The sequence below is a fragment of the Halomonas elongata DSM 2581 genome (genome assembly GCF_000196875.2).
GTDB classification, from domain to species: Bacteria; Pseudomonadota; Gammaproteobacteria; order Pseudomonadales; family Halomonadaceae; genus Halomonas; species Halomonas elongata.
Genome location: NC_014532.2, coordinates 159,261 through 172,177, shown reverse-complemented (window position 1 = coordinate 172,177; position 12,917 = coordinate 159,261). Strand labels below are relative to the sequence as shown.

Genomic DNA, 12,917 nt, shown 5'->3' with positions numbered 1-12,917 from the left:
GCGAGCATGAATGGCCATCAGGCACCGATCTGGATCAGCACCTTGCGGGCCCTTTCGGGGTGGTGGTCGAGCATCTCGATGGCACCGGGCATGTCGTCGAAGGGCAGGCGATGGCTGATCAGCGCCAGCGGATCGAGACGCCCGGATGCCATCAGTTCGATCACCTCCGGAAACTTGCGGTTGTTGAGTCGTGAGCCGACCAGCGTCAGCTCCTTCTTGATGACTTCCAGTTGCGACAGGTCGCTGGGCGTGGGCGTGAACCCGAGCAGGCCGATGCGCCCCGCCGGCGAGGCCATGCGCAGCATCTGAGGCAGCAGGGCCGGCACGCAGGCGGCATCGGCGATCAACGGCATGCCCTCGCCATCGGTCAGCGCCTGGATCTCGGCCTCGACGTCCTGCTCCGCCCCATTGAAGGTCCGGGTGGCGCCCAGTTCCCTGGCGGTGGCCAGGCGAGCGTCGATCACATCGCTGACGGTGACATCCTCGATACCCAGGGCACGGGCCACCTGCAGGATGGTCAGGCCGATCACCCCGGCGCCGAGGATCAGCAGGCGATCGCCCGGATGCGGCTGCATGCGATCGAGGACATTGGCGGCAATGGTGTAGGGCTCCACCAGCGCCGCGGCATCCAGCCCCAGCCCCTCGGGCAGCCGATGTACATTGCCGGCCGGCACGTTGACCCGTTCCTCGAAGCCGCCGTTGCGGTGTACGCCGATCACCTCCAGCGCCGTGCAGACATTGGGTCGGTCGATGCGGCAGGGATAGCAGCGGCCGCAGCTGATCACCGGGTCGACGCATACCCGATCGCCGATGGCCACTCCCTCGACGCCCTCGCCCACGGCCTCGACCAGGCCGGCGAACTCGTGGCCGGTGATGCGCGGGAAGCGCACGAAGGCGTTGTCGCCATGGATGATGTGCATGTCCGAGCCGCAGATTCCGGCGAAGGCCACCCTGACCAGCACCTCACCGGGGGCGGCGTCGGGGATCTCGGTCTCGACCAGGCGATAGTCCTGGGGAGCATTGACCTGAAAGGCTTGCATCGACTTACCTCGTTACCAGTGCCACAGGGTGCCGTCCTCGAGCCGGTTGACCGGCAGGCTGGCACGGCGATAGGGATATTTCCTGGCCTTTTCCTCGTCGATGTCGACGCCGTGTCCGGGCGTCTCGCCGACCAGGAAGTGGCCGTCCTCGAAGCGGTAGTCGTGGGGGAAGACCTCATCGGTCACCGCCTCGTGGGGCATGTACTCCTGAATGCCGAAGTTGGGCACCCAGGTATCGAAGTGGATTGCCGCTCCCAGGCATACCGGCGACAGGTCGGTGGGACCATGGAAGCCGGTACGCACGTGATAGAGCCCGGCCAGGTCGGCCAGCCGCCGCACGTGAGTGATGCCACCGGCGTGGGTCAGGGGCGCACGGATATAGTCGATCCACTGGTTCTCGATCAGCGCCTTGGCGTCGTACAGGCTGTTGAAGACCTCGCCCACCGCCAGCGGCGTGGTGGTGTGCTGGCGGATCAACCCGAAGCTCTCCTGGTTCTCCGCCGGCACGCAGTCCTCCAGCCAGAACAGGTTGAAGGGTTCGACCTCCTTGCCCAGCCGCGCCGCCTCGATGGGCGTCAGCCGGTGGTGGACGTCGTGCAGCACATGCAGGTCGTCGCCGAAGCGCTCACGCACGGCGGCGAACAGCTTGGGCGCGTGATTGAGGTACTTGGCGGTGTTCCAGACATGCTCGGCCGGCAGCTCGGCATCGGCGGGCTCATAGCGCTCGCCGGGCTTCTTGGCCACGCCATAGATGCTGGCGATGCCCGGCACCCCGGCCTGCACCCGAACGGCGCGATAGCCTTCCTCGACATGACGGGCGACCTCGTCGAGGCAGGCCTCGATGTCCTTGCCGGTGGCATGGCCATAGACCATCACGCGCTCGCGGCTCTTGCCCCCCAGAAGCTGGTACAGCGGCATGCCGGCGACCTTGGCCTTGATGTCCCACAGCGCCATGTCCACGGCGCCGATGGCGCTCATGGTCACCGGCCCCCGCCGCCAGTAGGCACCCCGATACAGGTAATGCCAGATGTCCTCGATGCGCTGGGGATCGCGGCCGATCAAGGCCGGAATCACATGCTCCTCGAGGTAGGCCACCACCGCCATCTCGCGACCATTGAGGGTGGCATCGCCGATGCCGTAGGTCCCCTCGTCGGTGACGATCTTGAGAGTGACGAAGTTGCGTCCCGGAGCGGTGACGATGGTATAGGCCCGTTCGATCTTCATGCCTGGGTCTCCTCGGCGAGCGATGGTGTTCGGGCGGACTGGAACATCTCGGGAAAGCGGCGCACCAGGTCGGGCAGGGACTGCAGTATCTCGGACTGGTGGATACGCATGGCCTCCGCCGCGGCGTCGGCATCGCGCCATTCGATGGCATCGACGATGGCCACGTGCTGCTCGATCAGCTTGTCGATAGGCGTACTTTCGGGAACGCTCAGGTAGCGCACCCGATCGAGCTGCGCCTTGACCTCTTCGGTCACCTTCCAGGCCGCCTGCTGGCCGATGCCCAGCGACAGGGTGCGATGGAAGCTCTCGTCGAGCAGGAAGAAACGGTCGTGATCGGCCGGCTCGCTGCAACGACGCTGCCGCTCGATCAGCTCGCGCAACTCGGCGAGTACCGGCGGCGCCAATCCGCGATTCGCGGCCTCGCGCGCCACGGCCACTTCCACCGCCTCGCGAACGAAGCGAGCCTCGAGCACCGCCTGCTGAGAGATCTTGACCACGAAGGTGCCACGCTGCGGACGCACCTCGACCAGCCCCGCCTCCGACAGCCGAATGAAGGCTTCACGGACCGGTTGGCGGCTCACCGCAAAGGTCTCGGCAAGTTCCTTTTCCGACAGCGCCTGTCCCGGAGCCAGCTCCATGCGAATGATCGACTGGCGCAGCACCTCGTGAAGGCGCTGACGAACCGAATCGCTGTCGCGGGTTTCCTGCCATAGCGCTTGTAGTGTCGTATTCATGCGTTTCATCCCGGTTCCGTCGGCGCTCACGCTGGCCGACGCCTATCTGATATAACTAGTATGGTAGTATGGTGGAAGGAGCGAAAGGACTCGCGACCTAGACCTTGGTATGACGCCCACGACGGAGGAAGCCCGTGAAACGCCGTCCCTATGCCGGTACCGACTACCGTCGAGCCCTCAACATCGCCGACCTGGAGCGGATAGCCCGGCGCCGGCTCCCGCACTTCGTGTATGAATACCTGCAGGGCGGCGCCGACGACGAACGCACGTTGCGGCACAATCGCGACGCCTTCGATAACTACCTGTTCGAGCCCAGAACATTGACCCGGGTCGGTCCCCGGGACCTTTCCACCACCCTGCAGGGCAGGCCCCATGCCTTGCCCCTGGTGATCGGCCCGACCGGCTACAACGGCATGCTGACCCGACATGGCGACATCAAGCTGGCCACGGCCGCCTCACGGAAAGGTATTCCCTTCGTGCTGAGCAATGTCGCCACGACCTCGCTGGAAGATATCGCCGCCCTCGAGGGGCTCGATGCCTGGATGCAGATCTACTTCTACCGCGATCGCGACTACGTCCGAAAACTGGTCGAACGCTGCCGCAGCGCCGGTTACAGCACCCTCGTGGTCACCACCGACAGCGCCATCTACGGCAACCGGGAGTGGGATCTGCGCAACTTCCGCAAGCCCATGCAGCCGACCCTGCGCAATCTCTTCCATCTCGTGTCGCGCCCGCGCTGGATCGCCGACGTGCTGGTCCCAGACGGCATGCCGACCTTCAAGAACCTGGGCGACCTTCTGCCGCCCGGCAAGCAATCCGTTCAGGGCGCATCGGCCATCATCGGCCAGCAGCTGGACCCGACGCTCAACTGGGACGACATCGCCTGGCTGCGCGACCTCTGGCCGGGCCGGTTGATCGTCAAGGGCATCCTGGCGCCCGCCGAAGCCGAGCGGGCCGCCGAGATCGGCGTCGACGGCGTGGTGCTCTCCAACCATGGCGGGCGACAGCTCGACCACGCCCTCTCCCCGATGGATGTGCTGCCCGAAGCCAGGAGCCGGGCGGGCAAGCGCTGCCAGCTCTTCATCGACAGCGGCTTTCGGCGGGGCACGGACGTCGTCAAGGCACTGGCGCTGGGCGCCGATGCCGTCTGGCTGGGGCGCGCCACCCTGTACGGGCTGGCGGCCGGCGGGCAAGCGGGCGTCGAGCACGCCCTGGACATCCTGCATCGGGAAATCGACCGCACGGTCGGCCTGCTGGGCGTGGACCGCATCGACGACCTCGACGCCAGCGTTCTGGCACGACACCGCGGCCGTTGACCCGTCACCTCACGGCATGAACGCCGAGGAGACGGTTCCGGCCGAGTAGTGCTGCTCTGGTATCATGATTCGTGAGTTTCGTTCCCAACAGGAGCCCGACATGGCATCCCTTCAGGACCAGCTACACGGTCTGGTGTATTCCACCGAACACGGCGATACCTGCCCCGAATGCCGACAGCCGCTGGACGATTGCCGCTGCGCCGAGGCGGCCGAGGAAGAACGCCTGGCGACGCTGGACGGCATCGTGCGTCTGCGCCGCGAGACCAAGGGCCGCAAGGGCAAGGGCGTGACCCTGGTCGAAGGCGTACCGCTCAAGACCGAGGAACTCAAGGCGCTGGCCAAGGCGCTGAAGAAACGCTGCGGCACCGGCGGCGCGCTCAAGGATGGCGTGATCGAGATCCAGGGCGACCAGCGCGAGGTGCTCAAGGGGGAGCTGGAGAAGCAGGGGTTCAAGGTCAAGCTGGCCGGCGGCTAGCCACTGCCCGAAAAGTGTCTACGCTCGGTTATACGACGTTGAAAATCTGCTCAAAATGCTCATTTACTCCCCGTAAACTCCGCGTTTTCGCAGTTTTTCGCCTTGTCTAACCTTCGCTCGCCGACTTTTCAGACAATGCCTAAGGAAGCACGGATGTATTGCTGCGCTCGACGACCCATGGCCATCCTGGCCGACGCCACCGGTTGGGCTGTGGTGTCCGTCGACTCTTCGGGTCAGGCCTGATCGGCTGGACGCGGCGCCATTTCCTCCAACGCCTCGGCCAGCGCCGTCAGCCCAGTTTCGGCGCTGGCGGTCACCTTGAGGTCGAACAGGTCGTCGGCCCGGGTGCGGCCCAGGTTGAGACAGGCCATCGGCTTGTTGTCGCGGGCCGCCCGCCGGGCGAAGCGATACCCGGAATAGACCATCAGCGAGGATCCCACCACCAGCAGGCCCCGGCATTCGTCCAGCAGGGAGAAAGCCTCGGTCACGGTGTCCCGGGGCACGCTGTCGCCGAAGAACACCACGTCCGGTTTCCAGATCCCGTCGCCGCATCGCTGGCATGAGGGAACGCGAAAGTCGGAGAAATCGCGCTCCAGGTCGGCGTCCCCGTCCGGGCCGACACTGGCGCCCAGTTCGAGCCAATCGGGATTGAGTTCACCCAACTCGTCATGCAGGTCGTGACGCATGCGACGCGCGCCGCACGCCATGCAACGCACCACATCGGCCCGGCCATGCAGGTCGATCACTCGCCGGGAACCGGCTCGCCGGTGCAGGCCGTCGACATTCTGGGTGATCACGCCCGTCACGAGTCCCCTCGCCTCGAGTTCGGCCAGGGCCCGGTGCGCCGGGTTGGGCCGCGCCTCGTGCAGGGCGCGAAAACCGACCAGAGCCCGCGCCCAGTAACGCTGGCGGGCGGCATGGCTGTCCATGAATACCTGATGCTGCATGGGCGGCGAACGCTTCCAGTCACCTTCATCGTCGCGGTAGTCGGGGATGCCACTGGCCGTGCTGACGCCGGCACCGGTCAGTACCGCCAGTCCCGGCGTGCGCGTCATGAACGCCGCCAGTGCCTCGATTTCCTCGTGCGCCATGCCGTCTCCCCGATTGCCCATCAAGCCCCGAGCATGGCCTTGGAGGGGCAAGATTGTCTAGAATGATCAAGTTTTCCCCACGGGCAAGGATTCCCGATGGCCTGGCTGGAATATTTACTTCCACTGATCTTTCTGTTCCCCCTGGTGGCGACCGCGGTGATCGTGGTGGGCCTGCGCAACCTGCATGATGCCCGGGTCAGCTCCCCTTTCGACGCCCACCGCCTGCGCGAACCGGGCCAGTCACTGCGCGATCGTCTCGACCGCGCCTTTGCCAGCCTGTTTCTCAATGGTGCCCTGGGTCCCATCATCACCCTGGTACCACTGGTCTACGGCATGGGGCGCATGATATTCGCCCGCCAGCAGAACTGGCTGGAATGGGGCATTTACGGCGCCCTTTCCACTTTGCTGGTGCTGGTCTTCTGCCTGCGCCTGATCCGCGATTTCCAGCGCATTCGCCGCCTCAAGCTGGGCCTGGCCTGCGAGCTGGCCGTGGGCCAGGAACTCGCGCGCCTGATCCGCCCCGAGGCGCATCCCTACTATGTCTTCCATGATGTCCCGGGGGCCGGCGACGACACCCTGGATCACGTGGCCGTGACCCCCCACGGCGTCTTCGCCATCGAGACGCGCGCCCGCACACCGGCCGTGCTGCCCTCGGGCGAGGAACGCAATGTCGTCGTCGTGGAAAGCGAGCGGCTGCGCTTTCCCGGCTGGAAGGAACGCCGCCCCCTGCGCGAGACACGGCGAGCCGTACGCTGGCTGGCGAGCTGGCTGGAACGCGAGGTGGGCCAGGCGGTACCCGTACAGGGTGTGCTGGCCCTGCCGGGCTGGCACATCGAGGATGCAACCGCGGCCAGCGACCTGCTGGTGGTCAGCGGCGAGGATCTGGCGGATCAGCTCCCGCAGCGGCATCCTGGCGAACTCGATGCCGCCACCCACGATGCCGTGATTCGCGCCCTCCGCCAGCGTATCGCCACAACCGCGCTCAATCGAACGCCGCAATCCTGACGCGAGTGGCGCAGTTGCCGCGATCCAGACGCACCAGGCTGTCCGCGGCAGGAAAGTTCTCCAGCGACCGAGCCGCGATGCCGATCCGCACCTCGGTCAGCAGCCGATTGCCGCGCCCCGCGCACTCCAGCCGCAGAGCCCGGCCCGTCCCCTTCCCGAATGCTGCCTCGAAAGCCTCGATCAAGGCGTTACGCCTCACCTCGCCGCCGCGATGGATCACCAGGAAGTCGGTGAAGGCGCTGGCATTGACGGCCTCCACCAGGGCCACCGAGGTGTCGAACAGATCTTCCGCCGTCACATCCAGACAGGCCGCGTGCTTGGCGTACTGATAGCGCCCCAGGCAACTGGCGCGTCCCGGCATGACACCATCCAGTTCCCGCGTCAGCTCATCGGACAATTCGAGGGAAGGATGACGACAGAACCCACCGTCCGGGCGCGGACGCTCGATGAAACAGCCCTGACGCCACCAGCGCCGGCGCTCGACGCCGCGCTCGCGCAACCGCTGTGGCAGCGAGGGCCAGAGTCCGTGCAGCACGAAGCCCTCCTCGGTGCCACGCCGCAACCCCGGATCGCGACATTCCCGGGGTGGCCGGGAGCGACTGGCGCAGAAACCGGGGTGCCAGGTCAGCGCCAGGGTGTAGTGGTCGAAGCCTTGCGCCTCGATCGACGGCACCTCGGCCCGGGCCGGCGAAGCGCCCAGCAGCAGCATTCCCGACAGAAGGACCGACAGAAGCGCTTGCCAGAACCGCCCCGGCGGACAATAATCCGCTCGCTTCGCAGGAGTTAATGACATTGCATCCATGAAACTCATCACATTCGATGTTTTTCGCACCCTGGGAATTCCCGGTGTGCGCTATATCAAGCCCGAGCGCATGTTCGACCATATCGAGGAAATCCGCCAGGCCGACTGGCTGTTGTTTCCCGAGTACTGGCAGGTCAACAGTCTGCTCTATGGCCTCGGCGCGCGCATCTTCCCGAGTCCGGCCAGCTACCATCTCGGCCATGACAAGGTCGAGCAGACCCGCGCCTTCCTGGCGCTGGCTCCCGAGCATGTGCCACCCACCGAGATACTCGGCACCTCGCCGGCTTCTCTGGCAAAGGTTGAGGCCCGCTTCGGCTATCCCTTCATCGCCAAGCGCATCAAGAGTTCGATGGGCGAGGGCGTGCGACTGATCGCCTCCCGCCAGGAACTGCTGGCGCATGTCGCCGAGGAGACGGTGCTCTACGCCCAACAGCGCCTGCCCATCGACCGCGACCTGCGCATCGTGCTCGTCGGCGGTGAGCTGATCGCCGCCTACTGGCGGGTGACGCCCCTCGGCGGCTACCGCGCCAACGTCAGCCAGGGCGGCAGCATCGAGCGCACGGCCATTCCCGAGGCCGCCATCGACCTGGCCCGGCGCCTCGCCCGGGAGCTGGATATCGACCATGCCGGCTTCGATATCGCCATGGTCGACGGTCATCCGTATGTGCTCGAGTTCAACCGGCTGTTCGGCAATCAGGGCATCGCCGACAGCAGCAAGCGCATCGGCGCGGCCGTCCTGCGCGTGCTGGGCGCCCAGGACGACGACCGGGATCCGGATGGCGAGCCGCCGCTACGCCTCACGGCATAAACTCGCGTCGACTCAATCCCCCCGCAGGCGCCCACCCATCTCCTGGGCCAGATCGACGGCGTAGTGATCGGTCATGCCGCCGATGAAATCGAGCATGCGCCGGTAGCTGTCGTAGAGCGTCCATGACGGCAGGGGCGTGTTCTCGCCGATCAGTGCCAGCACCCGCTGGTGCTTGAAGTTGGAATGGCCGGTATGGTGCAGCTCGTGGGCGGCGCCGATGAAGGCCTCGAGCAGGATGCCAAGCGTCGTGTAGGCACCGATCTCCAGCTTGGCCTTGCGCTCGTTGCGGAAGATACGCTTGCGCGCCAGGTCCTTGGCCGACTTGACGCCCCAGTCCAGATCCGGGTGGCAGAGCTCCAGCAGGTCATGACGCAGGGTACCGTTCAGCAGCTCGCCTTCATGCTGGACGAAGACCTTGGCCACTTCGTTGACCGCCTGCTCCATGGCCGCGCCACGCAGGGCGGCGATACGCCGACGCTGGGAGACGCCCTCGCTCTGCATGGTGGCGTAATCCGGGGGCTCACCGCCGGCGATCTGGATCAGTACCTCGGCCACTTCCTCGAAGCGCAGGATGCCCATTTCCAGGCCGTCCTCGAGATCGAGCAGGGCATAACAGATGTCGTCGGCGGCCTCCACCAGCCAGGCCAGCGGGTGGCGGCACCAGCGGTTCTCGCCCTGGGGCAGCAGTCCCAGGCGTTCGGCCACCTGCTGCAACAGGGGCAGCTCGCTCTGATAACAGCCGAACTTGCCGGCGGCCCCGCCGTGAGCCACCGTCCAGGGATACTTGAGCAGCGTGCCCAGGGTCGCGCCGGTCAGCCGCATGCCACCGCGGAACTGGTTGTACTCGATCTGGGTGACGATACGAAAGCCCTGAGCATTGCCCTCGTAGGTCAGCAGGTCTTCCCGTTCCATGTCCGACAGCCCTTCGAGCAGGCCGCTGCCATCGGCCTCGGCACGCTTGAACCAGTCGCGAATGGCGTATTCGCCGGCATGCCCGAAGGGCGGGTTGCCGATATCGTGGCCCAGGCAGGCGGCCTGGACGATCACGCCGAGATCCGCCGGCGTGATGTCAGCCGGCAGGCGATGACGCAGCTCCTCGCCGACGCTCATGCCGAGCGAGCGACCCACGCAACCAACTTCCAGGGAGTGCGTCAGGCGGGTGTGGATATGGTCGTTGTCGGTCAGGGGATGCACCTGGGTCTTGCGTCCCAGGCGGCGAAAGGAACCGGAGAAGACGATCCGGTCGTGGTCCTTGTGAAACGGGCTGCGGCCGATCTCGCCCCGTGCCACGCCGCGTTCGTCGTGCAGGCGGGCCGGATCGAGCAGGCGTTCCCAGGTCATCTGCGTCATGGGCGACCTCCTTGAGGCTCCCATTCTGGCACCGGGACCCCGACTCGCCCAGCCATCCGCCGCGCTTTTTCGTCTATTCCAGCCGTTTGCGGATCAACAGCGCATAAACCAGCCCGGCCATCAGCAGGGTGACGGCGAACAGATAGATGCCGATCGAGATACCGCTGTTCCACAGGATGCTCCACTCGCCGCCGGAGATGGACATGGCACGCCGCAGGTTGAACTCCATCTGGCCGCCCAGCAGCAGGCCGAGCACCACCGGCACCGTGGGGATATCGAGCTTGCGCAGCACATAGCCGAGCACCCCGAAGGCCAGCATCATGTACAGATCGAAGGGACTGTTGTTGAGCGAGTAGATACCGACGAACGCCACCAGCGTCACCATCGGCATCAAGAACCAGGATGGCGCCTGGAGCACCTTGGCGAACAGGCCCACCAGCGGGATGTTCAACACCAGCAGCATGACGTTGCCGATGAACAGTGCCGCCACCAGCCCCCAGACCATGTCCGACTGTTGCTCGAAGAGCAGCGGGCCCGGCGTGATGTTCATCGACAGCAACAGCGCCAGCAGGATCGCCGTGGTACCGCTGCCGGGAATGCCCAGCGAGAGCATGGGAATCAAGGCGCCGCCGGCGGCGGCATTGTTGCCCGCTTCCGGCGCCGCCACGCCACGCGGGTCGCCCTCGCCGAACTTGCCCCTGGCGCCCCACCAGCGCTTCTCCAGCACATAGGAGAGAAAACTGCCGAGCGAGGCGCCGGCCCCGGGCAGCACGCCGGAGATGAAACCGATCACCGAGCCCCGCCCGATGGTCGAGGCGCACGCGACCGAACGGCGCATGCCCGGAATCGCCGAGCCGATGCGCAGCGAGGCGGTGGCCTTGTCATGGTCGCGTTCGAGAAACAGCAGGCATTCGGAGACCGCGAACAGCCCGACCAGGGCAACGATGTAATCGATACCGTCGTACAGTTCATACCAGCCGAAGGTATAGCGCGCCACGCTCGAGACCGGATCGATCCCCACGGTGCCCAGCAGCAGGCCCAGGCAGGCGGCGATGAAGCTCTTGGTGAAGCTGCCGCTGGTCACCCCGCCGATGGTGGCGAAGGCCAGCACGAACAGCGCGAAGTACTCGGCGGGGCCGAAGCGGATCGCCACCTGCACCAGCAGGGGCGCGAACAACGTCAGGCCGATGGTGGCCACGGTCGCGCCGACGAAGGATGCCACGGCGGAGAGCCCCAGGGCCTCGCCGCCACGGCCGGCGCGGGCCATCGGATAGCCGTCCAGGGTCGTCATCATCGCCGGCTCGTCGCCAGGAATGTTGAGCACGATGGAGCTGATCCGCCCGCCGTACATGCAGCCATAATAGACGCTGACCAGCAGGATCATGGCGGAGGTGGGCGCCAGGCCGAAGTTGAAGGCCAGCGGAATCAGCAGCGCCACGCCGTTGACCGGGCCAAGCCCCGGCAGGGCGCCGATCAGGGTACCGATGGTGCAGCCGATCAGCGCCAGCAGCAGGTGTTCGGGTTGCAGCGCCACCGCGAAGCCATGGGCGAGAAAATCGAGAATTTCCATATCGGAACGCTACACACTCAGGCCGGGCATGTCGGGCAAGGGGATGCCCAGGGCGAACTCGAACAGCACGTAGAGCGCCAGCCCCAGCAGCACACCGTACGGCAGGGCCTGGCGCCAGCGCGCGCCGAACAGGCGCATCAGCACCACGGTTGCCACCAGGGTCGAAGGCACGAAGCCCCAGGGTTCGAGAAAGGCGGCATAAGCCCCCAGCAACAGCAGTACACCGAGCTGGCGACACAGCGCCGCCGCCCCCGGCCAGCGATGATTGAGGCCGGGGCGAACGATCAGGTAGAGCGCCAGGAGCCCCAGCGGCACGCTGACCAGCCGCGGGAAGACGCCCGGCCCCACCGGCTGCATGAAGCCGGTGACGAAGCTGCCTGCATGCCACCAGGCCCCCAGCGCCAGCACGGCGAGTACCGCCCCGGCGATGCGGTCGCCGAGGTCGGCACGTTCGGACGACACCGCCTCGCTCACTGGATGACTCCGATCTCCCGGGAAATGGCCTCGACGTCATCGATCGATTCACGCACGAAGTCGTTGAATTCCTTGCCACCCCGCCACAGCGGCACCAGGCCGTTCTGCGCTGCGACGTCCTTCCACTCGTCGCTCTCGTAGAGGGTCTTCAAGGTATCGACCATGGCAGCGTAGTCCTCGTCCGACACCTCGCCGCCGGTATAGAAGCCACGCCAGTTGTAGCCGGTCACGTCATAGCCCTGGGAAACCGCCGTCGGCAGCTCCTCGAAGGGTTCGGGCAACGGTTCCTCGGCCAGCACCGCCAGGACGCGCACATCGCCGGACTCGATGAAGCCGGCGATCTCGCCCAGGTCGGTGGACACCGCATCCACATGACCGCCCATCATCTGGGTCACGGCGGGACCACCGCCATCGAACTGCACCCAGCGCAGGCTGCCGATTCGATCACCGGGCAGACCGGCCGCCTTGGCCAGCCGCAGGGCACGGATATGGTCCCAGCCACCGGCACCACTGGAGCCGGCCATGGCCACCGAGGCAGGATCGTCGACGATAGCCTGGAGCAACTGATCGAGGGTCTCGTAGGGGCTTTCGTCATCGACCAGGATGACGCCGACATCGGTGCCCAGCATGGCCAGCCAGCGCATGGTATCGGCGCCGCCCGGGTAACGCCCCTGGGCAATCTGGGTCACCCCCACGGTACTGGTGGCCACTATCAGATTGCTGTCGTCGGCCCGCTTGCCGGCCACGTTGGAAAACGCCACGGCGCCGACGCCACCCGGCATGTTGGTGACCTGGACACTGCCATCCACCAGGTCCAGTTCGCGCATCAGCTTGCCCACCGAACGGCAGGTGAAATCCCAGCCGCCCCCGGGATCGGCAGGCGCGATGCATTCGTCGATGGGCAGCGCCTGGCTCGGCAGGCTGATCGCCAGGCCAAGGCCCAGCACAGCCGAGGCGCCAAGGCTTCGTAACGTCTTGTGGGTCGAAATCGGCATATCGTCGCTCCGTCTTGTTGTATCGATCGTTAC

The 12,917-nt window shown here is 66.1% G+C and carries 13 protein-coding genes; 4 read left to right on the top strand and 9 right to left on the bottom strand.

Annotated features, from left to right (window positions below):
• Positions 1-17 precede the first annotated feature (17 nt).
• The 3 genes from HELO_RS00755 to HELO_RS00745 are packed head-to-tail and all read right to left on the bottom strand — an operon-like array spanning position 18 to position 2,998.
• A complete protein-coding gene (locus HELO_RS00755; protein WP_013330905.1) occupies positions 18-1,040 on the bottom strand; it encodes a Zn-dependent oxidoreductase in 1,023 nt (340 codons plus the stop codon).
• A gap of 12 nt (positions 1,041-1,052) precedes the next feature.
• Positions 1,053-2,264, bottom strand: coding sequence for a D-mannonate dehydratase ManD (gene manD, locus HELO_RS00750; protein ID WP_013330904.1), 1,212 nt, complete (start codon positions 2,262-2,264; stop codon positions 1,053-1,055).
• The gene (locus HELO_RS00745) at positions 2,261-2,998 is read right to left on the bottom strand and encodes a GntR family transcriptional regulator (RefSeq protein WP_013330903.1); all 738 of its coding nucleotides are present in this window, start codon (positions 2,996-2,998) and stop codon (positions 2,261-2,263) included. Before HELO_RS00745 ends, manD begins: the two co-directional genes overlap by 4 nt.
• Before the next feature lie 134 nt (positions 2,999-3,132).
• Here HELO_RS00745 and HELO_RS00740 point away from each other — a divergent pair, with 134 nt between their 5' ends.
• Positions 3,133-4,314, top strand: coding sequence for an alpha-hydroxy acid oxidase (locus HELO_RS00740; RefSeq protein WP_013330902.1), 1,182 nt, complete (start codon positions 3,133-3,135; stop codon positions 4,312-4,314).
• A 100-nt stretch (positions 4,315-4,414) separates the two neighbouring features.
• Complete coding sequence (locus tag HELO_RS00735; RefSeq protein WP_013330901.1) at positions 4,415-4,789, top strand: translation initiation factor Sui1; 375 nt, start codon at positions 4,415-4,417, stop codon at positions 4,787-4,789.
• Positions 4,790-5,022: 233 nt separating this feature from the next.
• Here HELO_RS00735 and HELO_RS00730 read toward each other — a convergent pair whose 3' ends face one another.
• Entirely contained in the window at positions 5,023-5,880 is an 858-nt protein-coding gene (locus HELO_RS00730; protein ID WP_041601830.1) for an NAD-dependent protein deacetylase, read from the bottom strand.
• A gap of 96 nt (positions 5,881-5,976) precedes the next feature.
• Between HELO_RS00730 and HELO_RS00725 the strand changes: the two genes are divergently transcribed.
• A complete protein-coding gene (locus HELO_RS00725) occupies positions 5,977-6,885 on the top strand; it encodes a nuclease-related domain-containing protein (protein WP_013330899.1) in 909 nt (302 codons plus the stop codon).
• On the opposite strand, the gene HELO_RS00720 is transcribed toward HELO_RS00725, so the two are convergent.
• Positions 6,863-7,678, bottom strand: coding sequence for a ribonuclease T2 family protein (locus HELO_RS00720; RefSeq protein WP_225884542.1), 816 nt, complete (start codon positions 7,676-7,678; stop codon positions 6,863-6,865). The genes HELO_RS00725 and HELO_RS00720 overlap by 23 nt on opposite strands.
• Before the next feature lie 7 nt (positions 7,679-7,685).
• On the opposite strand from HELO_RS00720, the gene HELO_RS00715 reads away from it, so the two are divergent.
• Positions 7,686-8,495: an ATP-grasp domain-containing protein gene (locus HELO_RS00715; protein WP_013330897.1), complete on the top strand. Its 810-nt coding sequence runs from the start codon at positions 7,686-7,688 to the stop codon at positions 8,493-8,495.
• Positions 8,496-8,507: 12 nt separating this feature from the next.
• On the opposite strand, the gene HELO_RS00710 is transcribed toward HELO_RS00715, so the two are convergent.
• The 4 genes from HELO_RS00710 to HELO_RS00695 form a co-directional block, all read right to left on the bottom strand.
• Positions 8,508-9,845 (bottom strand): deoxyguanosinetriphosphate triphosphohydrolase, encoded by a 1,338-nt coding sequence (locus HELO_RS00710; RefSeq protein WP_013330896.1) that lies wholly within the window; start codon positions 9,843-9,845, stop codon positions 8,508-8,510.
• A 73-nt stretch (positions 9,846-9,918) separates the two neighbouring features.
• Positions 9,919-11,415: a tripartite tricarboxylate transporter permease gene (locus HELO_RS00705; RefSeq protein WP_013330895.1), complete on the bottom strand. Its 1,497-nt coding sequence runs from the start codon at positions 11,413-11,415 to the stop codon at positions 9,919-9,921.
• A 9-nt stretch (positions 11,416-11,424) separates the two neighbouring features.
• Entirely contained in the window at positions 11,425-11,889 is a 465-nt protein-coding gene (locus tag HELO_RS00700) for a tripartite tricarboxylate transporter TctB family protein (protein WP_013330894.1), read from the bottom strand.
• On the bottom strand, positions 11,886-12,884 hold the full coding sequence (locus HELO_RS00695) for a Bug family tripartite tricarboxylate transporter substrate binding protein (protein ID WP_013330893.1): 999 nt from the start codon (positions 12,882-12,884) through the stop codon (positions 11,886-11,888). Before HELO_RS00695 ends, HELO_RS00700 begins: the two co-directional genes overlap by 4 nt.
• Positions 12,885-12,917 lie beyond the last annotated feature (33 nt).

What these genes read in the sequence shown, in the direction of transcription:
- manD (WP_013330904.1), bottom strand. Translation starts at nt 2,264, where the DNA reads ATGAAGATCGAACGGGCCTATACCATCGTCACCGCTCCGGGACGCAAC.
- HELO_RS00725 (WP_013330899.1), top strand. Translation starts at nt 5,977, where the DNA reads ATGGCCTGGCTGGAATATTTACTTCCACTGATCTTTCTGTTCCCCCTG.
- HELO_RS00745 (WP_013330903.1), bottom strand. Translation starts at nt 2,998, where the DNA reads ATGAATACGACACTACAAGCGCTATGGCAGGAAACCCGCGACAGCGAT.
- HELO_RS00720 (WP_225884542.1), bottom strand. Translation starts at nt 7,678, where the DNA reads ATGTCATTAACTCCTGCGAAGCGAGCGGATTATTGTCCGCCGGGGCGG.
- HELO_RS00715 (WP_013330897.1), top strand. Translation starts at nt 7,686, where the DNA reads ATGAAACTCATCACATTCGATGTTTTTCGCACCCTGGGAATTCCCGGT.
- HELO_RS00755 (WP_013330905.1), bottom strand. Translation starts at nt 1,040, where the DNA reads ATGCAAGCCTTTCAGGTCAATGCTCCCCAGGACTATCGCCTGGTCGAG.
- HELO_RS00735 (WP_013330901.1), top strand. Translation starts at nt 4,415, where the DNA reads ATGGCATCCCTTCAGGACCAGCTACACGGTCTGGTGTATTCCACCGAA.
- HELO_RS00695 (WP_013330893.1), bottom strand. Translation starts at nt 12,884, where the DNA reads ATGCCGATTTCGACCCACAAGACGTTACGAAGCCTTGGCGCCTCGGCT.
- HELO_RS00705 (WP_013330895.1), bottom strand. Translation starts at nt 11,415, where the DNA reads ATGGAAATTCTCGATTTTCTCGCCCATGGCTTCGCGGTGGCGCTGCAA.
- HELO_RS00730 (WP_041601830.1), bottom strand. Translation starts at nt 5,880, where the DNA reads ATGGCGCACGAGGAAATCGAGGCACTGGCGGCGTTCATGACGCGCACG.
- HELO_RS00710 (WP_013330896.1), bottom strand. Translation starts at nt 9,845, where the DNA reads ATGACGCAGATGACCTGGGAACGCCTGCTCGATCCGGCCCGCCTGCAC.